The following is a 25,938-nucleotide window of genomic DNA, read 5'->3' as shown; positions in this document are numbered from 1 at the left end:
CGGGGAAGGGGGGTAGGCATGCGCGCACTCGTCATCAACTGCACCCTCAAGCCCTCCCCGCAGCCGTCGAACACCGAGGCCCTCGCCGCCACGGTCATCGCGGCACTGAAAGGCCACGGGGCGGAGGTGGACGTCGTACGGGCCGTCGACCTGAACCTGAAACCCGGGGTCGAGACCGACATGGGCGACGGCGACGACTGGCCGGGCGTACACGAGAAGCTGCTGTCGTCGCAGATCCTGATCATCGCGTCGCCGACCTGGCTCGGCCGGCCGTCCTCGGTCGCCCAGCGGGTGCTCGAACGGATGGACGCCATGCTCAGCGAGACCGACGACGAGGAACGTCCCGTCGCCTACAACCGCGTCGCCGGGGTCCTGGTCACCGGCAACGAGGACGGCGCCCACCACGTCATCAGCGAGATCAGCGGCGGGCTCGCGGACATCGGGTACACCATTCCGGGGCAGGCCTGGACCTACTGGCACCTCGGCCCCGGGCCCGGTCCCGACTACCTCGACGACGACCGCGGCCACGACTGGTCGACGTCCACCGGCCGGGCCATGGCGTCCAACCTCGTCCACGCGGCGCGTGCGCTCGGCGCGATGCCGCTGCCGGCTCCGCCGTCCTGACGTCGCCGACGCCCGTCCCGGCGCCCGCCGCACGGAGGGCTGGGCCGGTCACGGGCAGGTCCCCTACGGCCGCGTGACCGGCGCGCGTCGCGAACCGGCCACCGCGGGACGGCGTCTGCGGTAGTAGGAGACGGTGACGGCACCGAGCAACGGACCCCAGGCGACCAGGGGCAGGTAGGCGAAGCCGAGGAGCGTCTCGCCGAGCGGGGTCAGGTCGGGGTGGGGGGTGGCCCACCACCAGGCGAACGGGGTCCACAGCGCGGTCAGCGCGACGGCGCCCAGGCCGGCCGGGACGACCGCCGCCAGTACCGGGACCGGCCGCCCGCCGACCAGCGGGAGCCGGCGCGGGAACACCTCGCCCCACGGCCGGACCAGGCCGAGGGTGAGCAGGGCGAGCGCCTCGCTCACCACGCTCAGTGCGACGACGTACACCACGCCCCGTCCGGTCACGCCCAGCGCCTCGTAGCCCGCGTCCGTGTACCCGGCCGGCTGCCCCGCCGCCAGCAGGAGGCGCCAGAGTCCGGTCGGCAGGGTGAGGAGCGCGGTGATGTGAGCTGCGCGGACGGCCCAGCGGGCCGGACCGGGGGCGGGGGGCCGTGGTGTCGTGGTCATGCGGATCATCCTGTCGGCGGGCCGCCGCCCCGGCGTCGCCCCCGGGGACGGTCCCGAAGGGCGGTCCGGGCAGGAGGTCCCGACGGTTGACCCACCCGTTCGGGGGAGACCCGTCCTCCTCAGGAACAGTGCCGTGCATGTCTGCCGTCGCCGATGCGGGGCAGTCGTGCACGTGCAACGACGTACGAAACGCATGAGGAGCTGAGGTCCGCCATGACCCACGACCTGACCCCGAAGTACACGGTCCCCGGTATCGAGCGCGAGGCCGCCGGCCGGCTGATCGGCGTGCTGCGGCTGCGCCTGCACGCCTTCAACGACCTTCATCTCACCCTCAAGCACGTGCACTGGAACGTCGTGGGACCGCACTTCATCGCCGTGCACGAGATGATCGACCCCCAGGTCGACCAGGTCCGCGAGATGGCCGACGACGTCGCGGAGCGCATCGCGGCGCTCGGCGGGGTGGCCCAGGGCACCCCCGGGGCGCTGGTGGCCGAGCGGCCCTGGGACGACTACTCGATCGGACGGGCCGACGCCATCGCCCACCTCGGCGCGCTCGACGTCGTGTACACCGGCGTCATCGAGGGGATGCGCGCCGCGGTGAAGGAGACCGGTGAGATCGACCCGGCCACGGAGGACCTCCTGATCGGCCAGCTCAGGGACCTGGAGCAGTTCCAGTGGTTCGTACGGGCCCATCTGGAGAGCTCCGGAGGCACCCTGGCGACGGGCAGCGTGACCTCCGAGACGGAGGCTGCGGCACGCGGCGCGGAGCTTGCCTGACAGGGTCTGCCGGGTGGTGGAGCGGGGCGGGGCCGACCGTGTGCCGGTGACGGCGCGGTCGGCCCCTGGGGCCCGCCCGGTGCGCTGGTCGTGCCCGCCCGGTCTCAGCGTCGGCCGAGCCGGCGTTCGCCGCGCCTGCCCTGCTCGTAGGGCAGGTGGTAGTGGGCGAAGACGGCGCCCTCGTCCTCGGCCGCGAGTTCACCGTCCGGGTCGATCCCGGGCGCGTCCTTGACCAGGCTCTTGTCGTAGGTCACCTTCAGGTGGCCCGGTCCGACGGTGGCTCTGTCCACCGGGACGAACACCAGCCGGCGGCGGGTCGGCAGACCGATCAGGACCGCGGCGAACGCCGGCCGGTCGGTGAGGGTGTCGACGTAGATGGACTCCAGGGTCCCGATCTTGCGGCCGTCACTGTCGACCACGTCATGGTCACGCCAGTCACGAATGTTGTCGGCTTCAAACATGCCCAGTCTTCCCTTCCCGAGGACGCGCTCACTGTCTAGTTCCCCACTTCGTGCTTCTGTCGCACGATCTGTCCCACTGCGCGTACGACGCCCGGTCGCGATAGGCTGCCTGGCCGGACGAGGAGACCCGGCACGCTGACGGACACCCGGGGTATTTCCGAAGGAGATCGAGTGTGGATGCCACAGGCCCCACGGGCGGCCCGCCCCGGTTGCGGAGCGGGGCCGTACTGGAGGTGGGCCCGCTGTCCGGTCGTCCCGGCATCCGCGTCAGCGGAGAGATCAGCGTGACCACCCGCCTCTCCTGGGAGAAGGCTCTCACCGAGCTGTCCCGGCGGCACGCGGACGTGTCCTACGTGGAACTGTCCGGCGTGCGGTTCGTCGACGTGGCCGGAGTCACGGCGCTCGCCGTCACCGCCATGAACCTGCCCGGCGGGCGGGTCGTGGTGGAACAGCCGCCGCCGCAACTCCCCCGCGTGCTCGAGCTGTTCTGGCCGTCCCTGCACCGGATCGAGGTGGCGCCGCGATGAACACGGTGACCGCCGACGAGAACTTCGCGCATCCGGCCCTGTTCTACCGCTCGGAGGGCGAGTACGCCGACCGGACGGTGACGTTCGTCCGGGAGGGGCTCGCCGCGGGTGAGCCGGTGGCGGTGGCCGTGCCCGCCCCCAACCTGGAGCTGATCAGGGCGGGGCTGGGAACGGACGCGCGGGACGTCTCCTTCGTGGACATGACGGAGGCCGGGCGGAACCCGGGGCGGATCATCCCCGGCGTGCTCAGGGCGTTCGCCGACGCGCACACGCACGGACGGGTGCGCATCATCGGCGAGCCGGTCTGGGCCGGGCGCACCGCGGCGGAGTACCCGGCGTGCGCCCAGCACGAGGCGTTGATCAACGCGGCCTTCACGGGCCGCTCCGCGACGATCCTGTGCCCGTACGACGAGACCCGGCTGGACGCGGACGTCCTGGCCGACGCGCTGGTCACCCATCCCACGGTCATCTCCGAGGGGCGTCAGCGGGCCAGCGAGGCCTACGACTGGCGCGCGGTCGTCGCCCGCTACAACGAGCCGCTGGGGCCCTCGCCGGACGCCGAGGTCTTCGCCTTCGGTGCCGGGCAGTTGCCGGACGCACGCCGCTTCGCCGTCGGCCGGGCCACCTCGCTCGGACTGGCCGAGCGGCGGCTGCAGGACGCGGAACTGGCGGTGGCGGAGCTGACCACCAACAGCGTGATCCACGGCGGCGGTCACGGGACGCTGGCGATCTGGGCCGAGGCGGGACAGGTGGTCTGCGAGGTCCGCGACACGGGCCGGCTCACCGATCCGCTCGCCGGCCGCCGGCCCCCGGAGCACGGGCAGATCGGCGGCCGCGGCCTGCTGCTCGTCCACTACGTCGCGGATCTGGTGCGGGTGCACACGACGGACGACGGCACCACCGTCCGCTTCCATCTCGGTCTCTGACCCGGCGTCGGACCCCCTTCGCCGCAACGCGGACCGCGGAACCACGCATGAGGGTCTTGACCCGGGGTAGGCGCTCAGTCGTTGGCCGACAAGCCGACGACGACGGGGGCCGATCGACCCGGGAGGGCACATCATGGCGACGACGACCGCACAGAGCACTGAGCACACCATCACGGAGATTCCGGAGATCGCGGACCCGTCCAAGGTGGCGCCCAAGGACGCGCGGGAGTTGTCGAAGCTGTTCTTCCAGCAGCTGACGGTGCTCGAAGAGGGCACGCCCGAATACCAGTACGCCCGTAACACGCTGATCGAGATGAACATGTCCCTGGTCCGCTTCGCGGCCGGCCGGTTCCGCAGCCGCGGACCGGAGGAGATGGAGGACATCGTCCAGGTCGGCATGATCGGCCTCATCAAGGCCATCGACCGGTTCGAGCTGACCCGCGAGGTCGAGTTCACCTCCTTCGCCGTGCCGTACATCGTCGGCGAGATCAAGCGGTTCTTCCGTGACACCTCGTGGGCCGTGCACGTGCCCCGGCGGCTTCAGGAGGCCCGGGTCCAGCTGGCCCGCGCCACCGAGGAGCTGCGCAGCCGGCTGGGCCGCAACCCGACCACCGCGGAACTGTCCGAGCTGATGTGTCTCCCGGAGGACGAGGTCGTCGAGGCCCGTCTGGCGGCCAACGGCTACAACTCCGCCTCGCTGGACGCGGCCATCAACGGCAGCGAGGACGGCGAGTCGGCGCTGGCCGACTTCATCGGCGCGGACGACTCCGCGCTGGCGCTCGTGGACGACTTCCACGCGCTGGCCCCGATGATCGCCGAGCTGGACGAACGCGACCGGCAGATCATCCACTGGCGGTTCGTCGAGGAGCTCACCCAGAAGGACATCGGCGAGCGCCTCGGGGTCTCGCAGATGCACGTGTCCCGTCTGATCTCCCGTCTGCTGGCCCGTCTGCGCGAAGGCATGCTCAGCACCCACTGAGCCGGGCGTCACCCACCGCGCGGTGTCTCAGGCGGCGGCCGTCTTCTTCTTCCGGCCGCTTGTGGAACCGGTGAGGGCGTCGATGAGCTGTTCGCGGCTCATCTTCGACCGTCCGGGGACGTCCTGGTCGGTGGCCCGCTGGTAGAGCTCCGTCTTGCTCAGCTCCCGCAGCTCGCCCCGCTTCGGTGGCGCCTTGCGGGAGGGGGCGGCGGCCTTCTTCCGCTCGGCGCCCTTCTTCCGCGGGCCGGTGTCCTCCTTCCGCGGCTCGGCGCCTCCCTTCCGCGGCTCGGCGCTCCGCTTCTGCCGGCCGGTTTCGCTCTTCCGTCGTGCCGCGGGCCGCGTGCCGCCGGCGCTCCCCGCCTTCGCGGGTGACTGCTCGCCGCCGGCCCCCCTCGCCTGTTCGAGGCTGCCCCGCAGGACCTCCATCAGATCGACGACGTCGGTGGCCCGGGGCGCTTCCTCGGCGACGGCGACCTCCTCGCCCTCGGCCTTGGCCCGGACCAGCTCGCGGACCCTCTCCTGGTACGTGTCGTGGTAACGGGCCGGGTCCCAGGGGCCGCTGAGCGCGTCGACGAGCCGCATCGCCATGTCCAGTTCCTTGCCGCGGTCCGCCCGCCCCGAGGGCAGCTCGGGAAGCTCCTCGACCGGGTCGCGGACCTCGTCGGCCCAGTGCAGCGTCTGGAGCACCAGGACCTCGTCGTCGGCGCGGAGCGCGGTCAGGTACTGCCGGCTGCGCATCACGAAGGTGGCGACGCCGACCTTGCCGGCCTCGGCGAGGGCGGTGCGGAGCAGCTCGTAGACCTTGAGGTACTCGGTGCCGCGCGGCGCGACGTAGTAGGTGCGGCCGAAGTAGACCGGTGCGATGCGGTCCAGGTCGACGAAGTCGGTGATCTCGAGGGTCTGGGAGCGGCCCGGCGCGATCTCGTCCAGTTCCTCCGGCTCCACGACGACGTACTCGCCCTCGCCCACCTCGTAGCCCTTGACGATGTCACCGGAGGCGACCTCCTCGCCGGTGCGCTCGTTGACCCGCCGGTTGCGGACGCGGTCCGAGGTGCCGCGCTGCAGCTGGTGGAAGTGGATCGTGTGGTCCTGCGTCGCCGTGAACAGACCGACGGGCACCGAGACCAGCCCGAACGTGATGACACCTGTCCAGATCGCCCGCGCCATGGCCGCCCACTCCGTCCGTGCTGCCCGCACCGCCCAACCCGTCCACGCTCGCACCCCGGCCACGATCGCGCGCGCCGGACGGGGCACGCGGGTGGGCGGCCGGCCGACAGCGCGCGCATCGGCCGCCGTCGGTATTCCCTGTGAGGTGCGGGACGGCAACCGCGGCCGGCATCGGCCGCCCTCCCCGTCGAACCACGTCGAACAAAGGGGCACCGCCCATGAGCTGTCATCTGAAGGCGATCACCCGCGAGGAACATCTGCGCTTCGTCGCGTCCCGGCCCTCCGTGAGTCACCTGCAGACACCTTCGTGGGGTGACGTGAAACCGGACTGGCGAGCGGAGAGCCTGGGCTGGTTCGACGGGAGCGGCGACCTCGTGGGGGCCGGGCTGGTGCTGCTGCGGCCGTTGCCGAAGCTGAAACGGTACCTGGCCTATCTGCCCGAGGGCCCGGTCATCGACTGGGGCTCGGCGGATCTGGAGCGGTGGCTGGAGCCGATGCTCGCGTACCTGAAGGAGCGGGGCGCCTTCTCGGTGCGGATGGGCCCGCCGGTGGTGACGCGGCGCTGGAGTGCCGAGGCGGTCAAGGCGGCGATCGCCGACCCGGGAGCCCGGCGGCTGGGAGACGTCGAGGCCACCGTGCGCGAAGCCGGGGCCGACGGTGTGGCCGAGCGGCTGCGCCGGATGGGCTGGCGGCTGAACGTCTCCGGGGGCGAGGACGGCTTCGCGGCGGGACAGCCGCGCCACGTGTGCCAGGTACCGCTCGCCGGCCGGTCACTGGAGCAGATCCAGAGCGGCTTCAACCAGCAGTGGCGCCGCAACATCAAGAAGTCCGAGAAGGCCGGTGTCAAGGTCGTCCGGGGCGACCACGAGGACCTCCCGGCGTTCTACGAGCTCTACGTCGAGACCGCGCGACGGGACGGTTTCGTCCCGCGCCCCCTCGCCTACTTCCGGCGCATGTGGACCGCGCTGACGGCCGAGGACCCCGACCGTATGCGTCTCTACCTCGCCCATCACGACGGTGAGGTGCTCGCCGCGGCCACGATGCTGACCGTCGGGGAGCACGTCTGGTACTCCTACGGCGCGTCCACCAGCCGCCGGCGCGAGGTGCAGCCCAACAACGCGCTCCAGTGGCGGATGATCTGCGACGCCCGTGAACTCGGCGCGGCCGTCTACGACTTCCGCGGCATCACCGACACCCTGGACGAGGACAACCACCTGCTGGGGCTGCTCCGGTTCAAGGTCGGCGCCGGCGGTGAGGCCGTCGAGTACCTCGGCGAGTGGGACTATCCGCTCAACAGGGTGCTGCACAAGGCTTTGGGGCTGTACATGGCCCGGCGCTGAGCCCTGACCGGTCCGGTCCGGTCAGGCGGCGGGCTTCTCCCAGACCGAGACATGGCCGCGGCTCTCGTGGGTGAACGGCTTCCGGGTCCACCCCTCCCACCGGTCACGCGGCCGCAGGCCGGCGAGCCGGGCCATCAGGTCGAGTTCGGAGGGCCAGACGTACCGGAAGGGGCAGTACGCGTACTCGGGACGTTCGTCCACGAGGGTGACGTAGTTCGAACTCATCGCCTGGGTGGCGGTGTCGTAGGTGTCGAACGCCCAGCCGGCCGGGCCGACGCGGAACGGCACTGCGGTCTGCCCCGGAGGCAGCAGGCGCAGTTCCGGAACGCCCACCTCGATGACGAAGCAGCCGCCGGGTTCCAGGTGCGCGGCCGCGTTGCGGAAGCAGTCGACCTGGGCGTCCTGTGTCGTCAGGTTGTTGATGGTGTTGAAGACGAGGTAGGCCACCGCGAACGTGCCCGGCACCCGGGTCGTCGCGAAGTCGCCGATGGTCACTCCGACGGCGTCACCTCCCGGCTTGGCGCTCAGCCGGGAGGTCATGGCCCGGGACATGTCGATGCCGTGCACCGGGACTCCGCGGTCCGCCAGCGGCAGCGCGAGCCGGCCGGTGCCGATGCCGAACTCCAGTGCGCGGCCGTCGCCGGCCAGCCCGGCCAGCAGGTCGACCGCGGGATCCACCGCGTCGGGCGTGAACATGTCCGCCGCCGACTCGTCGTATCGCGCGGCGACGGTTTCTCCGAAGTAGCCGTCCTCATCGGGCATGCCGGGACGGTACCTCCCGTCGGGCCGCCGGCGCCCGCCATTTTCCGCCGCGTACGAGGCCGTCGTGGAGCAGGATGTCGTGTGAAGAGTGCCGAGCGAGGGGTGGTCGATGGCGCGGCTGTTGGTGGTGCGGAACGGTGAGGGCGGTGGGCCCGGCCGGTTCGGTGACTGGCTGGTCTCGGACGGGCTGTCGCTGGACGTGGTGCACGCGTACGCCGGTGCGCCGCTCCCCCGACGTCCGGCGCACGAGGGCGTCATGGTGCTGGGCGGCGGTTACCTGCCCGACGACGACGACCGCGCGCCCTGGCTCGCGCCGACCCGCGCCCTGGTCGCCGAGGCGGTGGAGCGTGGCACTCCCGTGTTCGGTATCTGCCTCGGCGGGCAGCTCCTCGCCCGGGTCGCGGGCGGCACGGTGGAGGGCGACCACGGCGACCCGGAGTTCGGCAGCACGCCACTCACCCTGCGGCCGGAGGCGGCGGGTGATCCGCTCTTCGGGGGACTGCCGGAGCGGGTCACGGCGGTCGAGCACCACGTGGACGCCGTCACCGCCCTGCCGCCGGGCGCCGCCTGGCTGATGGAGAGCGAACGGTGTCCCTACCAGGCGTTCCGGGTCGGCGACCGCGCGTGGGGAGTGCAGTTCCACCCCGAGGCGGGCGCCGACCGGGTCCGTTCGTGGTCCCCGGAGCGGATCCGCGCCAGGGGTCTGGACCCGGCGGAACTCACCGACCGGGCGGAACGGGACGAGCCCGCGGCCGAAGCCGTCTGGCGCGAGGTCGCCCGGCGGTTCGCCGGGGTCGTCGGGGGGTGAGGGTCAGCCGGAGAAGGCGCCGCGGTCGGTGAACGCCAGACCGGCGAAGCGTTCGCCGATACGGCGGTGGGTGGCCGCGTCCGGGTGGAGGTCGTCGGGCAGGGGCAGCTCGGCGGCGTCGGCCTCGCCGTAGAGGTCGCGGCCGTCGAGGTAGTGCAGGTTGGGGTCGTCGGCCGCGCGCTGGGCCACGATGCGGGCCAGCTCCTCCCGGATGACGTTGAGAGTCAGTTTCCCGCTCGCGCGGTCCGCCGGGTCGCCCATGGCCACGAAGCGCAGCCGTCCCTCGCCGAGGTCGGACAAGTCGGGAGCGAGCGGGCCGGGGGTGTCCTCCTGGATGGGGCACAGGATGGGCGAGACGACCAGCAGCGGGGCCGTGGGGTGCCCTTCGCGGACGGTGTCGAGGAAGCCGTGCACGGCGGGGCCGAAGGCACGCAGCCGCATGGCGTCGCTGTTGACCACGTTGATGCCGATCTTGACACTGATCAGGTCGGCGGGGATGTCGCGCATGGCCCGCGCGGTGAACGGGTCGAGCAGGGCGCTGCCGGCCAGGCCCAGGTTGACGAGTTCGACGCCGCCGAGGGAGGCGGCGAGTGCGGGCCACGTGGTGGTGGGACTCGCGGCGTCGGAGCCCTGGCTGATCGAGCTGCCGTGGTGCAGCCAGACCCTGCGGCCCGGGTCCGGGGCGGGCTCGACGGGAGCGTCGGTGCGCAGGGCGACGAGTTCGGTGGTCTCGTTGTGCGGCAGCCAGATCTCGACGTCCTTGCTGCCCTCGGGCAGGCCGGCGAAGCGCAGGGTGCCGACGGGGCCGGACTCGACGCCCGCCGTGCCGGTGGTCATGTCGATGGTGAGGGTGTTGCCGCCCACGACACTGCCCCGGCCGGCCGGGCGCCCGTCGACGAGCAGGTCGTACAAGCCGTCCGGACGGGGTGGGGCGCCGACGTAGACCCGCTTGGTGGGCAGGGTGTCCAGTTCGACAGCGGTGGCCCGGGTGCGCAGGGCCAGGCGTACGCCGGAGGGCTGGGACTCGGCCATGGCCAGCTGTCCGTCGGTGTTCTGGGCGCGGGTCCGGGCGGGCAGCCGGTGCGGCAGCAGTCCCTGCTCGGTGCGCTCCAGGTCGAGGGCGCCGCGCAGGAGGTCCCGGGTGATCGGCGTGGTGATCCAGTCGATCCGGTCGTCGTCGGTGTGCGTGTTCATGCCGCCTCCGGCTGATGTGTGTGTGCTCATGACGCCTCGGCTGATGCGACGGTGTCGGCGTGTCCGGTACGGGCCTCACCGTGCGGGGGCGACCGTGCCGGCTTCACCGCGCGAGCCTGTCTTCACCGTGCGGGGGTTGACGGTGCGCGTTCATTCGGCGGGCCAGTTGCGGAGCAGGGCGTCGAGGGCGTCCACGATCCGCGTCCAGGTCTCCTGGGTGTCGGGGGCGCTGTGGCTGAAGCCCCCTCCCATCTCCAGGCTGACGTAGCCGTGGAAGACGCTGCCCAGCAGCCGGACCGCGTGGGTCTGGTCGGGTTCCGCCAGGTCGTAGCCGCGCAGGATGGCCCGGGTCATCTGTGCGTGGCGGACGCCCGCGCTGGCCGCCGCCGTCTCCGGGTCCAGCCGGAGCTGGGCCGCGGCGTAGCGGCCGGGGTGCTCCCGGGCGTAGTCGCGATAGACGTTCGCGAAGGCGGCGAGTGCGTCCTTGCCCGCCCGCCCGGCCAGTGCGGTGGCGCCCCGGTCGGCGAGTTCGGCGAGGGCGAGCAGGGCGATCCGGGTCTTGAGGTCATGGGAGTTGCGCACGTGCGAGTACAGACTCGCGACCTTGACGTCGAAGTGTCTGGCCAGTGCGGAGACCGTCACCTGGTCGAAGCCGACCTCGTCGGACAGTTCCGCTCCCGCACGCACCAGACGCTCCGTGGTCAGCCCCACACGCACCATGATCACCCTCTCGTTGCCCTGTGCTGATTATCCATTTGCCTAAGACTTTTAGGCAAATTACGCTGAGTTGTATGAAGCCACTGACCGAAAGAGAGATCCGCGCCGCCTTCGTGAACTGCACCAAGGGCGCGGCCAAGCGCCTGTCCGTGCCGCACGACCTCGCCGACCGCCCGTGGGACGACCTGGACTACTTCGGCTGGCGAGACCCCCAGGCGCCGGACCGCGCCTACCTCGTGACCGAACTGGACGGCCGTCCGACCGCACTCGCGCTGCGGTCCTCCGGTGCCACCTCCGGGCAGGCGCGCCGCAGCATGTGCTCGATGTGCCTGACCACCCATTCCGGCGGCGTCTGCCTCATGGTCGCGCCGAAGGCAGGCAAGGCCGGGCAGCAGGGCAACTCGGTGGGCGCGTACATGTGCGGCGACCTGGCCTGCTCGCTGTACGTCCGGGGCAAGCGGGAGGCGGGCGCCGGTGCGCGGCTGCACGAGACGATCACGCTGGAGGAGAAGATCCGGCGGACCGTGGCGAACCTCGCGGCGTTCGTCGACAGGGTGGTCGCGTGACGGGCCACTCCACGACACCCCCGCGGGACGTGGGCGCTGCGGCCGCCCAGCTGGTCACCTGGAGCGGCGGCGCGGCACGGGTGACGCACGCCCACGGCGCACGTTCGGCCGACGGCCGGCGCCTCCGTGTCCGCGTCCGTGGCCAGGAGGTATGAACGCGGGCTGCGGGGGGACTCCGACCACATGTCCCAGCCTCACCTGGTCACCTTCGGCCACGGCACCGCGGGCCGCGCGGCGCTGGCCGCACTGCTGCGGGGTGCCGGTGTCACCGCCGTGGTCGACGTCAGGACGGCGCCCGGCAGCCGCCGCGATCCCGACCTGCTGCGGGAGCGGCTCGCCGGATGGCTGCCCGAGGAAGGGCTCACCTACCGGTGGGAGCAGTGTCTGGGCGGTTTCCGCAAGCCGGCGCCGGACTCGCCCGACGTCGTCTGGCGCAACACCTCGTTCAAGGGGTACGCCGGCCACACCCGCTCGCGGGAGTTCGTCACCGCCATGGACGGGTTGCTGGAGCAGGCGGCGCGGGAACGCACCGCGGTGATGTGCAGTGAAGCCGTGTGGTGGCGGTGCCATCGACGCCTCATCGCCGACTTCGCCGTGCTGGCCCGTGACACCCCCGTGGACCACCTCATGCACGACGGCCGTCTGACACCCCACTCCCCCACCCCGGGCGCCCGCCTGCGGGCGGACGGCCTTCTCGTCTACGACGACGAGGAGGAGGCGGCGGCGAAACCCGCCGCGTCCGGGTCGGGGCGTTCGTAGAGGTCGAGGCGGAGGCGGAGGATCATGCGGCGCGGGAGCGGCGGGCAGCGCCGGGAGACCGGCGACCGGGACGTGGAGTCGGTCGAGGCGGTCCTCGACCAGCTCTACACGGCGCCGCCGTCCGACTTCGTCTCCCGCCGGAAGGAACTCGCCGCGGCCGCCGGAACGGCCGGACGGACGGAGGACGCCCGGCGTATCCGCGCCGCCCGCCGGCCCACGCTCGCGGCCTGGGCGGCGAACCTGCTGAGGCACTCCCAGCCGGAGGAGAGCGGTCGGTTCCTGGAACTGGGGCGGGCACTGCGCGAGGCACACCGCACACTGGACGCCGACGGGCTCAGGGAACTCTCCGCGCAGCGCCGGACCATCGTCTTGGCCCTGTCCCGGCAGGCCGCCCGGCTCGCCCGCGAGGCCGGACACCAACTGTCACAAGCGGCCCAGCGGGAGGTCGAGTCGACGCTGCGCGCGGTGCTCGCGGACCCGGACGCGTCCGAACAGTGGGCAGGCGGACGACTGGTGGGCTCCCTCACCCCGCCGTCGGACTTCCCCTCGGGCACCGCCCCGGCCGAGCCCGCGCCGCGCGAACGGCCGACCCCGTCGCGATCCCCCCGCCCCCCGGGCACCACCGGGGCGAAGGACGAACTCGCCGAACGGCGCCGCAGACGGCAGGAGGAACTCACCCGGGCCGAGCAGGCGGCGGAGAAGGCCGCGCGGCGACTGCGTGACAGCCGCACGGAGCAGACGGACGCCGACGAGGCACTGCGGCGGGCCGAGGAGGAACACGACCGGGCCCGCGAGGAGGCGTCCGCCGCGGAGCAACGGCTGCGGCAGGCACACGAGGACCTCGACCGGACCGAGCGGGCACGACGGGAAGCCGAGGAGCGTGGACGTACGGCGGCGGACGCGCTGGCCCGGGCGGAGCGGGAGGCCGAGGAGACCTCTCGCCGGGTGGCCCGTTCGACCGCCCGTGTCAGGTAGCACGGCCCATCCTCATGAGTACCGGTACTCATGAGGCGCTTCACTCGTCGGGGGAGGCTTGCCGTGCCGGAGGCACAGAGGGAGTCAACCGTGCGTATCACCGGCCGAGTTCACCGGCCGTCGTCCGTGAGGGTCCCGAGGGACACATCCGCTGCCCGGAGGGCAAGGTCCCGGAGCATGTCGGCGACAAGTGGGACACCTACGTGCGGACACACACCGTCGGCAAGGACGGACCGGCCGTCGAGGTACCCGACGGCGAGTGAGGGCGATCGCGGGCACGGGATGCGGGCGCTCCGAACAGGCGCGCGAGGAACTCGCCGCACATACCACGTTGGCGGCCATACGTGGTATACCGGCCCGGCAGCAAACAGGGGAACACCAGGCGCCGTCCGTCCGTAGTATCTGTGTGTCAGCACAGCCGGTGGCAGTCTCGTATTCCCCGCTGCCGGGCGCCGATCGGGCATGGTCCCCATGCCCGCGCGCCTGATGTCCCGCAGTTCCTCACGAGCCTTCACGGCCGCGAATCGAGGAGAGTCAACACCATGTCCGAGAGCACGACGCAGACCGCCACCCAACTGGCGTCGCAGTACAGCGCCCAGGTGACCGATGACCTGGAGCGCAATGTCAAGGAGCAGGAGCGCATCAGCGCGGAGATCACCTCCGCGCAGCAGCAGTTGGCCGCGTTGCAGCACGACCACGCACTGCTGGTGAACATGCAGCAGGCGCTCGGCATCGCCTCGCCGCCGGCCCAGCCCGCGACGGCGCCGGAGCCCGCCGCCACCACCGACGCGGCCACGGTGCCCGCTCCCCGTGAGGGCGCCGCCACGGAGCCGGCCGCCGGGAAGCGGGCGCGGAGCAGGAAGACCGCCACCGCGTCCAAGGGCACCGCCGCCGCCAAGCCGGGCGCCAAGGCTGCCGCGAAGACCGGCGCCAAGTCGGCCGCCGAGTCGGCCGCGAAGCCGTCCGCCAAGGCCACCAAGACCGTCAAGGCCACCAGGAAGCCGGCGGCCAGGAAGGAGTCGGCGCAGGTCACGTCCGCGGCCGACGCCTCGCCCGCGAAGCAGGCCGCCGACCGGCCCACGCTGGTCGAGCTGGTCAGGACCCACCTCGTCGAGCAGAGCGAGCCGCGCTCCGCCGCCGAGGTCACCACGGCGCTCGGTCAGGCCCACTCCGGACGCACCATCAAGACCACGGTCGTCCGCACCACACTCGAGGGGCTCGTCGCGAAGAACCAGGCCCAGCGCACCAAGCAGGGCACCTCGGTCTACTACACCGCCACCGACGCACCGGAGGCGCGGCAGAAGCAGGACGCCGGGACCCGGACGCCGTCCACCCAGAGCGACAGCTGACGGCTGCCGCACCCGGCACCACCAGTGGGTGACATCGTCTTCCCTCGTCGTGGTGCGGCGCGCGGTCGGGGGGAAACGGGGTGAGGATCGGTGGATGGGTGTTGTACTGCCGGTGCTCTTCGCACTCCTCGCCGCGTTCAGCAACGCGCTCGCCACCGTGCTCCAGCGGCGTGCCGCGCTGAGTGTGCCGCAGACCCAGGGCTTTCGCCCGGGGTTGATCCTCGATCTGTTGCGGCGGCCGGTCTGGATCGGCGGCATGCTGGCCGTGGTCGTCGCCGGTGTGGGGCAGGCGGTGGCTCTGGCGACGGGGCCGCTGTCACTCGTACAGCCGTTGTTCGTGCTGGAGCTTCCGCTGGCTCTGCTGCTGGCCTCGCTGATGACCGGCCGTCACCTGCCCCGCGCCATGTGGCTCGCCGTGGGCGGGGTGGTCGTCGGGCTCGGCGTCGCGCTGGCGTCGGCCGCTCCGGACGCGGGCGAGCCCGACGTGCCCCTGGACCGCTGGGTGCCCGCGCTGGCGGCCTGCGCCGGAGCGGCCGTACTCCTGGCCGCGGCCGGTCTGAAACGCCCCGTCGGCAAGGCCCGCGCCGGTTGTCTCGGCGCGTCCACCGCGGTGTGGTACGCCCTGACGGCCGCGCTGATGAAGGACTCCATGCGGGCCCTGGACACGGACGGCGTGGTCGGCTTTCTGACCGCCTGGCAGACGTACGGTTTCGCCGCGGCCGGCGTGTGTGCCGTACTCCTGCTGGAGCACGCCATGCAGGGTGGTCCGCTCATCGCCTCCCAGCCCGCCCTCACCCTGGGGGACGCCACCGTGAGCCTCCTGCTCGGTGTGGTCCTCTACCGCGAGGACGTACGCACCGGCTGGTGGGTCGTGCCGGAGCTGCTCGGCGTCGCCCTGATCGTCATGGGTGTCCTCACCCTCGCCCGGCGCGGCATCGATCTGCGCGCCGGGCAGTGAGCGCCGCGCCGGAGCGGTGGCGAAGCTCCCCGCACTCCCCATGAAGCCGCAGGTCAGACGTTTCCGCAGGTCAAGTTGGGTGGCGTAACTTCGGCGAAACACAGGCCGGGTTAACGTGACCGGCATGGACCACCACGTGGGACGACCTCGTGCCGAGCGGGCCCGGCGACTGGCCGATGTGCTGCGTCAGCAGATCACCGACGGCGGCTTCACGGACGGCACCCTGCCGGACGAGCGGATCCTGGGCCGTCGGTTCGGCGCCTCACGCAACGCCGTTCGGGACGCCCTGGCCCTGCTGAGCCGGGAAGGGCTGATCACCCGGCGGCGCGGGGTGGGGACCACGGTGGTGCTGTCCAAGTACGGTCACGGGCTGGACCGGCTGACCGGGCTGGCCGAGGAGCTGACCGGGCGCGGCATCGTGACCAACGAGGTGCGGGCCGCCGAGGTGGTGCCCGTACTGCCCGCCGCGATCGCCACCCGTCTGGACGTGCCGGCCGAGTCGGGCGGTGTGTACGTGGAGCGGCTGCGTTGGCTGGACGGACTGCCGTTGTCGCTGGACACCAGTTATCTGACCGCCGACGTCGGCCGTGCCGTGCTCGCCGGCGACCTGGTGCGACGCGACGTGTTCGGTCTGATCGAGGAGGCCGCGGGCGCGCCTCTCGGACGTGCCGAGGTGGCGGTGCACGCGGTCACCGCCGACCCGGACACCGCGGCGCTGCTGCGGATCGAGCCGGGGGCGGCGGTCTTCGCCCTGGAACGGCTGACCCGGCTGGCGGACGGGCGGCCGGTGGACGCGGAGTCGATCCGCGTCCGCGCGGACCGCATGACCCTGCGCGCCACCCTGCGCCGCGCCGGGACAGGGACCACCGCCTGACCCGTTCCCTTTCCGTACCGCGACAGGTGAGAGGAGGTCCGTGGTGGCCGGGTCGAGTCTGCCCGTGCTGATCGCGCTCGGTCTGCTGGGACTGGTCGGTGGCGTCGGCATCACGGCCGTCGGGCCGGGCGGCGTCCTGCCCACGATCGGTCTGTTCGCCCTGACCGGCCTGACGCCCGCGGAAGTGGCCGGGACGGCCATCGTCACCCATGTCGCCACCGGTGCGCTCGCCACCGCCGCCTACACCCGGTCCGGGCAGCTGCGCGAGCCCGGGACCCGGCGCACGGCGCTGGTCCTGGCCGCGAGTGCCGTCGTCGGCACACCACTGGGCGTCATGCTCAACTCGCTCGTGTCGAAGCGTGCGTTCGGTCTGGTGCTCGCGGTGTTCGTGGCGGGCGTGGCGGGCCTGGTGTGGTTCCGGGAACGGCACGGCCGGGACACGACACGGGCGCACCCTCCGACGGCCGTCGTGGCCGTGCTGGGCTTCGCGGTGGCCGTCGCGGCCGGGGTCGTCGGCATCGGCGGACCGATGCTCACCGTGCCGCTGCTGGTCGCCCTCGGCGTGCCCGTACTGGAGTCCCTCGCCTCTGCCCAGGCCCAGTCCGTCGTCATCGCCGGTGTGGGGACGCTGGGGTACGTGGCCCACGGGGCCGTCGACTGGCCGCTGGCCGTGCTGGTCGGCGTGCCGGAGCTGGCCGGGGTGCTGCTCGGCTGGCGCATCGCGCACGCGCTGCCCACCCGGCATCTGAAGTTCGCCCTGATAGTGACGCTGTTCGCGCTCGCCCCGTACCTCGCACTGCACGGCTGACCGGCCGCCCGCCCGGGACCGCGAGAGACGCGGGGCACGGGACGCTGGACGCAAAGCGCGTCAATGCGAACAAGATGCCTCAGGTCACCACATGATGCACAGTGGTCGCAATCGACCGGCGACCCAGAGGGATGGCATGCCGCAGGCCGCTACTAGCGACACCGGCGGGGAGTCCCCGCCGGCCGCAAAACTGCCGCTGCTCACCCTGACGGCCATGGTCGTCGGGTCGATGGTGGGCGCCGGGGTGTTCTCGCTGCCGGGGCGGTTCGCCGAGGAGACGGGCGTCGCGGGTGCACTGATCGCCTGGGCGATCGCCGGCACGGGCATGCTGATGCTGGCCTTCGTCTTCCAGTCCCTCGCCGTGCGCAGGCCCGACCTCGACGCGGGTGTGTACGCGTACGCCAAGGCCGGCTTCGGTGAGTACCTGGGCTTCTTCGCCGCCTTCGGCTACTGGGCCAGCACGTGCGTGGGGAACGTGACGTACTGGGTCCTCATCATGTCGACCATCGGCTCGATCTGGCCGGAGCTCGGCGACGGCGACACCGCCCTGGCGGTCGTCCTGTCCTCGGCCGGACTGTGGGCGTTCTTCTGGCTGATCCGGCGCGGTGTGAAGGAAGCGACGGCCATCAACAAGGTCGTCACGGTGGCCAAGCTCGTCCCCATCGTGATCTTCGTCATCCTGGCCCTGGTGTACTTCCGGCCGAGCGTGTTCGCCGACAACTTCGGCGGCGCGGACTACGCCGGTTCCCTGTTCTCGCAGGTGCGCGGCACCATGCTGGCCACCGTCTTCGTCTTCCTCGGTGTCGAGGGCGCCAGCGTCTACTCCCGGCACGCCAAGCGCCGGTCCGACGTGGGCAGGGCGACGGTGCTCGGCTTCCTCAGCGTGTTCGCCGTCTTCGCGTCGGTGACCATCGTGTCGTACGGCATCATGCCGATGGCGGAGATCGCCGACCTGCGCCAGCCCTCCATGGCCGGCGTCCTGGAGGAGACCGTCGGCACCTGGGGCAGGGTGTTCATCAGCGTCGGTCTGATCGTGTCGGTGCTGGGCGCCTATCTGGCCTGGACGCTGATGGCCGCGGAGGTGCTCTTCGTCGCGGCCAAGGACGACGACATGCCGCGCTTCCTGCGCCGTGCCAACGCGGTCGACGTGCCCGTGCCGGCGCTGCTGATGACCTCGCTGCTCACCCAGGTGGTCCTGATCGCCACCAGTTTCTCGGACGACGCCTTCAACTTCGCGCTCAACCTGACCAGTGCCCTCTCCCTGATCCCGTACCTGCTGGCGGCGGGGTTCGCGGTCCGGATCGGCGCCCGTGCCGACCCGCTGACGGAGGGCGGCCGGACCTCCCGGCGGGAGCTGGCCGTGGGCGTCGTCGCGACGCTCTACACCGCGTTCCTGCTGTACGCGGCCGGTCTGAAGTTCGTTCTGGTCTCCTTCATCCTCTACGCCCCGGCGACCGTCCTGTTCGTGATGGCCCGCCGCGAACAGGGCCGACGGCTGTTCTCGCCCGGGGAACTCGTCGTCCTGGCCGTCTCGGTGGTCGGCGCGGTGATCGGCCTCGTGGCCCTGGCGGCCGGATGGATCAGCCTGTGAGCCGCGCCCTCTTCGTTTCCAGCCTCGTCCCGCATCCTCCAAGGAGGCCGTGTGAACAGCAACGAAAGCGCCGCGATGCCCGCGCTCGGCGTCCACTCCGAGGTGGGCAGACTGCGCAAGGTCCTGGTGTGTTCCCCCGGTCTCGCGCACCGGCGGCTCACGCCCACCAACTCCGACGACCTGCTCTTCGACGACGTGATGTGGGTGGAGAACGCCCAGCGCGACCACGCGGCGTTCGTCGGCGAGCTGCGCCGGCGCGGGGTGGAGGTGGTGGAGCTGCACGACCTGCTGGCGCGGATCATGGCGATCCCGGAGGCGAAGGCATGGCTCCTGGACCGGAAGATCGTCGCCAACCAGGTCGGCATCGGCCTCATCGACGCGACCCGCGCCTACCTGGAGACCCTGTCGCCCAGAGAGCTCGCCGAGTACCTCGTCGGCGGGCTCGCCACCGATGACCTGCCCGAGGACTTCCGCTCCCCGCACCTCACCCTCGCCCGCGAGTCCACCGGTGCCCGCGAGTACCTGATGCCTCCGCTGCCCAACACCCTGTACACCCGGGACACCACCTGCTGGCTGTACGGCGGGCTCACCCTCAACCCGCTGTACTGGCCCGCGCGGCACGACGAGACCCTGCTGATGAAGGCGATCTACACCTTCCACCCCGACTTCAAGGGCTCGACGGTGTGGTGGGGCGACCCCGAACTCGACTGGGGCCAGGCCACCTTCGAGGGCGGCGACATCATGCCGGTGGGCAACGGTGTCGTGCTGATGGGCATGAGCGAGCGGACCTCTCGGCAGGCCATCACCCAGGTCGCCGCCGCGCTGTTCCGCAGCGGCGCCGCCGAGCACGTCGTCGTCGCCGGGATGCCGAAGCTGCGGTCCGCCATGCACCTGGACACGGTGTTCACCTTCGCCGACCGGGACGTGGTCACCCTCTACCCCCGGATCATGGACGGGGTGCACACCTTCTCGCTGCGCCCCGGGGACCGGGCACCCGGGTTCGACATCGTCGACGAGGGCACCACCCCCTTCGTGGACGTCGTCGCCAAGGCGCTCGGGCTGTCCTCGCTGCGGGTGGTGGAGACGGGCGGCGACGTCTACGCCTCCGAGCGCCAGCAGTGGGACAGCGGGAACAACGCCGTCGCGGTGGAACCCGGCGTGGTGTTCACGTACGACCGCAACACGCTCACCAACGCCCTGCTGCGCGAGGCCCGCATCGAGGTCGTGACCATCGTGGGCGCGGAGCTGGGCCGGGGGCGGGGCGGAGGGCACTGCATGACCTGCCCTCTGGTACGGGACCCCGTCGACTTCTGAGCGGCCGGTGGTCACCCGGTCGGACCAGTCGGGCCGACCGCCCCGGCCGCCCCGTCACCCGTCACCCGTCACCCGTCACCCGTCACCGGCAGAAGCCGTACGCCTGCTCCAGCCACCGGCGCAGTGCGGTGTGCACGCTGCCGGGGAGCTCGCTGAGCTGTTCGATGGCGGCCCGGTCGCCGGCGGAGGGCGCGATACCCGCCGCGGCCAGGAGGGCGAGCAGGTCCGGACGGCGCAGGTCGACGGGGTCGATGCGGCAGGGAAGGCGTTTCGGCGGGGTTGGGCGGCTGGAGCAGGATGTGACGGGCCGCCGTTCCCGACGGCACGAGACACCGGGGCGGCGACGGCGGTTGCGGACCGGCCCGGCGACCACTCGGTGGACGCGATCGGCGCCTTGTCGCACGAACCGGCCCGGCACGGGCGCCGGCGGGCGGACCCTACCGTGTCGGCGCACCGGAACACCGCCTGCCGAAACTCCCCGACATCCGTGCGCTGCTCCGTACGAGTGGTGGGTTCCCGGACACGGCCGTACGGTCGGTACGGGGAAGGCGGAGCCAAGCGACCCCGAGACGGCCGGGAGCAGACATGGGCAGAAACCCGATGAGGGCAGCGGTCACGCTCTGTGCCGCCGCCGCGCTCGCGATACCCCTGGGCACGACCTGGGCCGCACCGTCGGCGGAACAACCGACACCGCCCCCCGTCCAGCAGGCACAGGACCCCGTGCTGGTCGACTGTGCCTGGCAACCGGAGGTGCGGCCGGGGGCGTTCCTGCTCGCCTGCGGGGACGGCAACAGCCGGCTGGTCTCACTGAACTGGCTGCGCTGGGACGCGAACGCCGCGGTGGGCCGGGGCACCAACGCCATCAACGACTGCGACCCCTACTGCGCCGCGGGCACGTTCCACTCGTATCCCGTGACCGTCCGGCTGGACCAGCCGCAGCCGTGGGAGAAGGACCCGGGAGAGCGGCACTACACCCGGTTGACCCTGACCTACACCGACGGCAGACCGGACGGCTCCCCCCGCGTGGTGACCTACCCGCTGTGGGCCTGACGGCCCCCGCGGTCAGTCCGTGAGGGCCAGCCGGCAGGCGTCGCCCGGCTGGAGTCGCACCGTGCGGTCCGGCAGCCGGACGTCGATCGGCAGGGGGCCGGACGAGGGCACGGCGATCTCCAGCCGGCCGTGCTCGAGCCGGACCCGTACACCCCAGTGGCCCTGGTAGCGGATGGAGAACCCGTACGACGACAGCTCCGGCAGCGGCACCGGGTCCAGCCACAGGGCGCCCGCCCGGGTCTCCAGTCCGGTCAGCCCCCGCTGGACGAGGTCGAGGGTGCCTGCCATGGCACCGAGGTGGATTCCCTCGCCGGTGGTGCCGCCCTGGAGATCGGCGACGTCGCCCTTGAGCGCCTCCTGGCAGAAGGCCCAGGCCTCGGCGCGGCGGGCCCGGGCCAGGATCCAGCCGTGGACGAGTCCGCTGAGGGTGGAGCCGTGGCTGGTGCGGGCCAGGTAGTAGTCGACGGTGCGCTGCCAGGTCCGCTCGTCCAGGTCGTAGCCCAGCCGCTCGAAGAGCGAGCGGAGTTCGGCCGGGGAGAAGAGATAGCCCAGCATCAGTACGTCGGCCTGCTTGGAGGCCTGGTAGTTGTTGACACTGTCGTCCTCGGCCTCCAGGACCCGGTCCAGGCGCCGGATGTCGCCGTACCGCTCGCGGTAGCCGGCCCAGTCGAGTTCGGCGAGGTCGCCGTACCCCTCGAACTGGCTGACGACACCGTCGTGGAAGGGGACGTGGAGGGTGCGTGAGACGCTCTCCCACTGTTCCAGTTCCCCGTCGTCCAGAGCGGTGCGTTCGACGAGTTCGCGGCGGCGGGGTCCGGGCAGGCCGGCCAGCACCTCCAGGGTGCGGGTCAGGACCCAGGCGGCGGTGACGTTGGTGTACGCGTTGTCGTCGAGGCCCGGCTTCTCGGCGCCGGGGTAGGCCTCGTGGTACTCGTCGGGGCCGACGACGCCGCGGATGCGGTGCCGTCCCAGGTGCTCGTCCCAGGTCGCGGAGTCCGCCCAGAAGCGCGCGATCTGCAGCAGCGTCTCGGCGCCCTTGGTGTGCAGGAACTCGGCGTCTCCGCTCGCCTCGCAGTACTGCCACACGTTGTACGCGATCGCCGACCCCACATGGTGCTGGAGGTGCGAGTGGTCCGGGAGCCAGCGGCCCGAGCGCGGGTTGAGGTGCAGTTGCTGGGTCTCCTCGCGTCCGTCGCTGCCGCTCTGCCACGGATACAGCGCGCCGCGCCTGCCGATCGCGCGGGCCGCGGCGCGGGCCCGGTCCAGGCGGCGGTGCCGGTAGTGGAGCAGGGCGCGGGACACCTCGGGAAAGTGCAGGTTGAGGTAGGGCAGGACGAACAGCTCGTCCCAGAAGACGTGTCCGCGGTAGGCCTCCCCGTGCAGTCCGCGCGCCGGTACGCCCACGTCGAGGTCGGCGGTGTGCGGGGAGAGGGTCTGCAGCACGTGGAAGAGGTGCAGGCGCAGGATGTCGCCCGCCTCACCGGGTACGTCGAGTTCGGCGCGGCGCCACAGCTGGCCCCAGGCCGTGCGCTGCGACACCAGCAGTTCGTCGAAGCCGGGGGCGTCGGCCACCCGGTCGACGGCGGCCTGCAGGGGGTCGCTGATCGCCGGGTCGCGTGAGGTGTGCAGGGCCACGATCTTGTCGACCGTGACGGTGCGGCCCGGCTCCGCGCGCAGCGTCGCGCGCTGGGTGACGCGCAGGTGTTCCCGGGCCGGGGTGACGGGCGCGCCGGCCGTCGTGCGGGCCGCCATGCCGACCCGGATGTCGGAGGTGCGGGTGCGGCAGCGCAGCCACACCGTGCCGTCGTCGGCGTCGCCGGTGTGCACGTGGGTCAGGTGGCGGCCCTCCAGCTCCCGGTAGCGCGGCACCCCGGAGTTGGTGACGCCGCCGTCCAGGGCCGCTTCCACGTCGAGGTCGGCCGCACCGGACTCGACCGTGAACTCCGTGCGCAGCGCGGCGAGGTGGGGATCGGCCATGTGCACCATGCGCAGCTGGCGCACGGACAGCACGCGTCCTTGGCCGATCCCGAAGTGGGTGCGGCGCTCCAGCACGCCCGATTCCAGGTGTACGGTCTGCCGGTGGTCGAGCACCTCGGCGGTGTCCGGCGTGAGCCAGTCCCCTCCGTCGGCCCTGAAGCGCAGGGGCAGCCAGTTGGGGAGGTTGACCATGTCCTCGTTCTCCACCTCCCGCCCGGCGACGGTGGAGGTGAGCCGGTTGTAGCAGCCGGCCACGTAGGTGCCCGGGTAGTGCACGTCGTCCGCGACGCACTCGGGCAGCGCGCCGCGGGTGGCGAAGTAGCCGTTGCCGAGTGTGCACAGCGACTCGCGCAGCCGCTCGTCCGCGGGGTCGTAGTGGTCGTAGTCCCAGGTCGAGGGCGTCGCGGTCACTTCGAGCCCTCCCAGGACCAGTCGGCGACCTCGGGCAGGTCCACTCCGTGCTCGCGGATCCAGTCGTGGTGGCGCAGCCGGGCGTCCTCCATCCGCTGCCGTACGGCCGCCGCGCGCACGGCGAGGCCCGGCACCCGGTCGATGACGTCCATGACCAGGCGGTAGCGGTCCATGTCGTTGCCCACCACCATGTCGAAGGGTGTGGTGGTGGTCCCGATCTCCTTGTAGCCGCGCACGTGCAGATGGGCGTGGCCGGTGCGCCGGTAGGCGAGGCGGTGGATCAGCCAGGGGTACCCGTGGTAGGCGAAGATGACCGGCCTGTCGGCGGTGAACAGGCCGTCGTACTCGAAGTCGCTCATGCCGTGCGGGTGTTCCCCGCTGGGCAGCAGCCGGGCGATGTCGACGACGTTGACGACACGTACGGCGAGTCCGGGCAGGTGGCGGCGGACGAGCTGGGCGGCGGCGAGCACCTCCTGGGTCGGGACGTCGCCCGCGCAGGCGAGCACCACGTCGGGTTCGCGGGTGCCGTCCTCGGTGCCGGCCCAGTCCCAGATGCCGGCGCCGCGCGCGCAGTGCGTCCTCGCCTGTTCCATGGACAGCCAGTCGAAGCAGGGCTGCTTGCCGGCGACGATCACGTTGACGTAGTCGCGGCTGCGCAGCGCGTGGTCGGCGACCGAGAGCAGGGTGTTGGCGTCCGGCGGCAGGTAGACCCGTACGGCCTCGGGGCTCTTGTTGAGGATGTGGTCGACGAAGCCGGGGTCCTGGTGGGAGAAGCCGTTGTGGTCCTGGCGCCACACGTGGGAGGTGAGCAGGTAGTTGAGGGAGGCGATGGGTGCGCGCCAGGGCAGGCGGCGGGTCACCCGCAGCCATTTGACGTGCTGGTTGACCATCGAGTCGACGATGTGGACGAAGGCCTCGTAGCAGGAGAACAGTCCGTGCCGGCCGGTGAGGAGATAGCCCTCCAGCCAGCCCTGGCAGGTGTGTTCGGAGAGGATCTCCATGACGCGGCCGTGCCGGTCGAGGTTCTCGTCGACGGGCAGCGTGCGTTCCTGCCAGGCCTTGCCGCTGGCGGCGTAGACGGCCTGGAGGCGGTTGGAGGCGGTCTCGTCGGGGCCGACGAGACGGAAGTCGCGCCGTTCGGCGGTGGCCTCCATGACGTCGCGGAGCAGGTCGCCGAGGACCCGGGTGGGTTCGTGCATGCTCGCGCCGGGTTCGTCGACGGGGACGGCGTACTTCTCCAGCGGCGGCAGCGGCAGCTCGCGCAGGAGCAGCCCGCCGTTGGCGTAGGGGCTGGCTCCGAGGCGGCGCGCGCCCTCGGGGACGGCGGCCAGGACGGCGGGGCGCGGTGCTCCGGCGTCGTCGAACAGTTCACCGGGCCGGTAGGAGCGCAGCCACCGCTCCAGCTGCCTCAGGTGTTCCGGGTCGGTCCGTACGGCGGGCAGCGGGACCTGGTGGGCGCGCCAGGTGTTCTCCACGGGCAGGCCGTCGACCTCGGCCGGGCCGGTCCAGCCCTTGGGAGTGCGCAGTACGATCATCGGCCGGCGGGGGCGGTCGGTGGCACCCTCCTCGCGGGCGGCCCGCTGGATCGCGGCGATGCGGTCCAGGGCGGTGTCCATGGCGTGGGCCATGGCCCGGTGGACGGCGGCCGGCTCGTCGCCGGTGACGTGGATCGGGTCGTGGCCGTAGCCCCGCAGGAGTTCGTCGAGTTCCGCCTCGGGGAGGCGGGCGAGCACGGTCGGGTTGGCGATCTTGTAGCCGTTGAGGTGCAGGACCGGCAGGACGGCGCCGTCGTTCACGGGGTCGAGGAACTTGTTGGAGTGCCAGGACGTCGCCAGGGGGCCGGTCTCCGCCTCCCCGTCGCCGATCACGCAGGCGACCACCAGGCCGGGGTGGTCGAAGGCTGCTCCGTAGGCGTGCGAGAGCGAGTAGCCGAGTTCGCCGCCCTCGTGGATGGAGCCCGGCGTCTCGGGCGCGACATGGCTCGGCACGCCGCCGGGGAACGAGAACTGCTTGAACAGCCGGGCCATCCCGGCCGCGTCCCGGGTGATGTCCGGATAGGTCTCGGTGTACGAGCCCTCCAGCCACGAGTTCGCCAGGACGGCGGGGCCTCCGTGGCCGGGGCCCCAGATGCACAGGGCGTCGAGGTCACGGGCCTTGATCACCCGGTTGAGGTGGGTGTGGACCAGGTTGAGGCCGGGTGAGGTGCCCCAGTGGCCGAGCAGTCGGGGCTTGACGTGCTCGGGGCGCAGGGGCTCGGTCAGCAGGGGGTTGGCCATCAGGTAGATCTGGCCGACGGAGAGGTAGTTCGCGGCGCGCCAGTGGGCGTCCAGGCCGGCGAGCTCCTCGTCCGTGAGCCCGGGGGGCGCCTGCTGGGTGTCGGCGGACATCGGGGGTCCTTTCCGTGTCGGGACA

The 25,938-nt window shown here is 72.1% G+C and carries 26 protein-coding genes; 17 read left to right on the top strand and 9 right to left on the bottom strand.

Going from position 1 to position 25,938, the window contains the following annotated elements:
• Nucleotides 1-18: 18 nt before the first annotated feature.
• Nucleotides 19-624, top strand: a complete 606-nt coding sequence (locus tag ACH4NX_RS02420; RefSeq protein ID WP_351393715.1) for a flavodoxin family protein — start codon at nt 19-21, stop codon at nt 622-624.
• Nucleotides 625-687: 63 nt separating this feature from the next.
• Here ACH4NX_RS02420 and ACH4NX_RS02415 read toward each other — a convergent pair whose 3' ends face one another.
• Complete coding sequence (locus ACH4NX_RS02415; protein ID WP_398127384.1) at nt 688-1,236, bottom strand: hypothetical protein; 549 nt, start codon at nt 1,234-1,236, stop codon at nt 688-690.
• A 213-nt stretch (nt 1,237-1,449) separates the two neighbouring features.
• On the opposite strand from ACH4NX_RS02415, the gene ACH4NX_RS02410 reads away from it, so the two are divergent.
• Nucleotides 1,450-2,013, top strand: coding sequence for a DNA starvation/stationary phase protection protein (locus ACH4NX_RS02410; RefSeq protein WP_351393709.1), 564 nt, complete (start codon nt 1,450-1,452; stop codon nt 2,011-2,013).
• A 104-nt stretch (nt 2,014-2,117) separates the two neighbouring features.
• Here ACH4NX_RS02410 and ACH4NX_RS02405 read toward each other — a convergent pair whose 3' ends face one another.
• Entirely contained in the window at nt 2,118-2,474 is a 357-nt protein-coding gene (locus ACH4NX_RS02405; RefSeq protein ID WP_351393706.1) for a PRC-barrel domain-containing protein, read from the bottom strand.
• 173 nt (nt 2,475-2,647) lie between these two features.
• Here ACH4NX_RS02405 and ACH4NX_RS02400 point away from each other — a divergent pair, with 173 nt between their 5' ends.
• The 3 genes from ACH4NX_RS02400 (at nt 2,648) to ACH4NX_RS02390 (ending at nt 4,906) form a co-directional block, all read left to right on the top strand.
• Nucleotides 2,648-3,001, top strand: coding sequence for an STAS domain-containing protein (locus tag ACH4NX_RS02400; RefSeq protein WP_351393703.1), 354 nt, complete (start codon nt 2,648-2,650; stop codon nt 2,999-3,001).
• Complete coding sequence (locus tag ACH4NX_RS02395; RefSeq protein ID WP_351393700.1) at nt 2,998-3,927, top strand: anti-sigma factor RsbA family regulatory protein; 930 nt, start codon at nt 2,998-3,000, stop codon at nt 3,925-3,927. Before ACH4NX_RS02400 ends, ACH4NX_RS02395 begins: the two co-directional genes overlap by 4 nt.
• A gap of 133 nt (nt 3,928-4,060) precedes the next feature.
• Nucleotides 4,061-4,906, top strand: coding sequence for an RNA polymerase sigma factor SigF (locus ACH4NX_RS02390; protein WP_351393697.1), 846 nt, complete (start codon nt 4,061-4,063; stop codon nt 4,904-4,906).
• Between the two features lie 27 nt (nt 4,907-4,933).
• Here the strand turns inward: ACH4NX_RS02390 and ACH4NX_RS02385 are convergent, their stop codons facing one another.
• Nucleotides 4,934-6,073, bottom strand: coding sequence for a Ku protein (locus ACH4NX_RS02385; protein ID WP_398127383.1), 1,140 nt, complete (start codon nt 6,071-6,073; stop codon nt 4,934-4,936).
• Between the two features lie 218 nt (nt 6,074-6,291).
• Here ACH4NX_RS02385 and ACH4NX_RS02380 point away from each other — a divergent pair, with 218 nt between their 5' ends.
• Entirely contained in the window at nt 6,292-7,413 is a 1,122-nt protein-coding gene (locus tag ACH4NX_RS02380; protein ID WP_398127382.1) for a lipid II:glycine glycyltransferase FemX, read from the top strand.
• 21 nt (nt 7,414-7,434) lie between these two features.
• Here the strand turns inward: ACH4NX_RS02380 and ACH4NX_RS02375 are convergent, their stop codons facing one another.
• Nucleotides 7,435-8,175, bottom strand: a complete 741-nt coding sequence (locus ACH4NX_RS02375; RefSeq protein ID WP_398127381.1) for a class I SAM-dependent DNA methyltransferase — start codon at nt 8,173-8,175, stop codon at nt 7,435-7,437.
• Between the two features lie 109 nt (nt 8,176-8,284).
• On the opposite strand from ACH4NX_RS02375, the gene ACH4NX_RS02370 reads away from it, so the two are divergent.
• Nucleotides 8,285-8,983, top strand: a complete 699-nt coding sequence (locus tag ACH4NX_RS02370) for a type 1 glutamine amidotransferase (protein WP_351393688.1) — start codon at nt 8,285-8,287, stop codon at nt 8,981-8,983.
• Between the two features lie 3 nt (nt 8,984-8,986).
• Here ACH4NX_RS02370 and ACH4NX_RS02365 read toward each other — a convergent pair whose 3' ends face one another.
• Nucleotides 8,987-10,177, bottom strand: a complete 1,191-nt coding sequence (locus ACH4NX_RS02365; RefSeq protein WP_351393686.1) for a GDSL-type esterase/lipase family protein — start codon at nt 10,175-10,177, stop codon at nt 8,987-8,989.
• Between the two features lie 150 nt (nt 10,178-10,327).
• Nucleotides 10,328-10,897 (bottom strand): TetR-like C-terminal domain-containing protein, encoded by a 570-nt coding sequence (locus tag ACH4NX_RS02360; protein ID WP_351393683.1) that lies wholly within the window; start codon nt 10,895-10,897, stop codon nt 10,328-10,330.
• Nucleotides 10,898-10,968: 71 nt separating this feature from the next.
• On the opposite strand from ACH4NX_RS02360, the gene ACH4NX_RS02355 reads away from it, so the two are divergent.
• The 9 genes from ACH4NX_RS02355 (at nt 10,969) to ACH4NX_RS02315 (ending at nt 20,088) form a co-directional block, all read left to right on the top strand.
• Nucleotides 10,969-11,460: an FBP domain-containing protein gene (locus ACH4NX_RS02355; protein ID WP_351393680.1), complete on the top strand. Its 492-nt coding sequence runs from the start codon at nt 10,969-10,971 to the stop codon at nt 11,458-11,460.
• Between the two features lie 183 nt (nt 11,461-11,643).
• Nucleotides 11,644-12,219 carry a DUF488 domain-containing protein gene (locus ACH4NX_RS02350; protein WP_351393678.1) on the top strand — a complete coding sequence of 192 codons (576 nt, stop codon included), beginning with the start codon at nt 11,644-11,646 and terminating at the stop codon, nt 12,217-12,219.
• A 24-nt stretch (nt 12,220-12,243) separates the two neighbouring features.
• Entirely contained in the window at nt 12,244-13,194 is a 951-nt protein-coding gene (locus tag ACH4NX_RS02345) for a hypothetical protein (RefSeq protein WP_351393676.1), read from the top strand.
• 542 nt (nt 13,195-13,736) lie between these two features.
• On the top strand, nt 13,737-14,543 hold the full coding sequence (locus tag ACH4NX_RS02340; RefSeq protein ID WP_351393673.1) for a hypothetical protein: 807 nt from the start codon (nt 13,737-13,739) through the stop codon (nt 14,541-14,543).
• A 94-nt stretch (nt 14,544-14,637) separates the two neighbouring features.
• Nucleotides 14,638-15,501: a DMT family transporter gene (locus tag ACH4NX_RS02335; protein ID WP_351393671.1), complete on the top strand. Its 864-nt coding sequence runs from the start codon at nt 14,638-14,640 to the stop codon at nt 15,499-15,501.
• Between the two features lie 124 nt (nt 15,502-15,625).
• Entirely contained in the window at nt 15,626-16,375 is a 750-nt protein-coding gene (locus ACH4NX_RS02330; RefSeq protein ID WP_351393669.1) for a GntR family transcriptional regulator, read from the top strand.
• Between the two features lie 43 nt (nt 16,376-16,418).
• Nucleotides 16,419-17,183, top strand: a complete 765-nt coding sequence (locus ACH4NX_RS02325; RefSeq protein WP_398127380.1) for a sulfite exporter TauE/SafE family protein — start codon at nt 16,419-16,421, stop codon at nt 17,181-17,183.
• Between the two features lie 136 nt (nt 17,184-17,319).
• Nucleotides 17,320-18,774 (top strand): basic amino acid/polyamine antiporter, encoded by a 1,455-nt coding sequence (locus ACH4NX_RS02320; protein WP_398127379.1) that lies wholly within the window; start codon nt 17,320-17,322, stop codon nt 18,772-18,774.
• Nucleotides 18,775-18,849: 75 nt separating this feature from the next.
• Nucleotides 18,850-20,088: an arginine deiminase gene (locus ACH4NX_RS02315; RefSeq protein WP_351394088.1), complete on the top strand. Its 1,239-nt coding sequence runs from the start codon at nt 18,850-18,852 to the stop codon at nt 20,086-20,088.
• Between the two features lie 82 nt (nt 20,089-20,170).
• Here ACH4NX_RS02315 and ACH4NX_RS02310 read toward each other — a convergent pair whose 3' ends face one another.
• Nucleotides 20,171-20,461 carry a hypothetical protein gene (locus tag ACH4NX_RS02310; RefSeq protein ID WP_351393661.1) on the bottom strand — a complete coding sequence of 97 codons (291 nt, stop codon included), beginning with the start codon at nt 20,459-20,461 and terminating at the stop codon, nt 20,171-20,173.
• Between the two features lie 212 nt (nt 20,462-20,673).
• On the opposite strand from ACH4NX_RS02310, the gene ACH4NX_RS02305 reads away from it, so the two are divergent.
• A complete protein-coding gene (locus tag ACH4NX_RS02305; protein ID WP_351393659.1) occupies nt 20,674-21,138 on the top strand; it encodes a hypothetical protein in 465 nt (154 codons plus the stop codon).
• Nucleotides 21,139-21,150: 12 nt separating this feature from the next.
• Here ACH4NX_RS02305 and ACH4NX_RS02300 read toward each other — a convergent pair whose 3' ends face one another.
• Both ACH4NX_RS02300 and ACH4NX_RS02295 read right to left on the bottom strand, forming a co-directional pair.
• Complete coding sequence (locus ACH4NX_RS02300; protein WP_398127378.1) at nt 21,151-23,526, bottom strand: glycoside hydrolase family 65 protein; 2,376 nt, start codon at nt 23,524-23,526, stop codon at nt 21,151-21,153.
• Nucleotides 23,523-25,913: a phosphoketolase family protein gene (locus tag ACH4NX_RS02295; protein ID WP_351393654.1), complete on the bottom strand. Its 2,391-nt coding sequence runs from the start codon at nt 25,911-25,913 to the stop codon at nt 23,523-23,525. The genes ACH4NX_RS02300 and ACH4NX_RS02295 overlap by 4 nt, the downstream gene beginning before the upstream one ends.
• Nucleotides 25,914-25,938: the final 25 nt, after the last annotated feature.

The sequence above is a fragment of the Streptomyces sp. NPDC017225 genome, assembly GCF_044331465.1.
In the GTDB taxonomy this organism is placed as follows: domain Bacteria; phylum Actinomycetota; class Actinomycetes; order Streptomycetales; family Streptomycetaceae; genus Streptomyces.
Note: the sequence above shows the minus strand (reverse complement) of the source record. Positions and strands in the feature narration are given on the sequence as shown.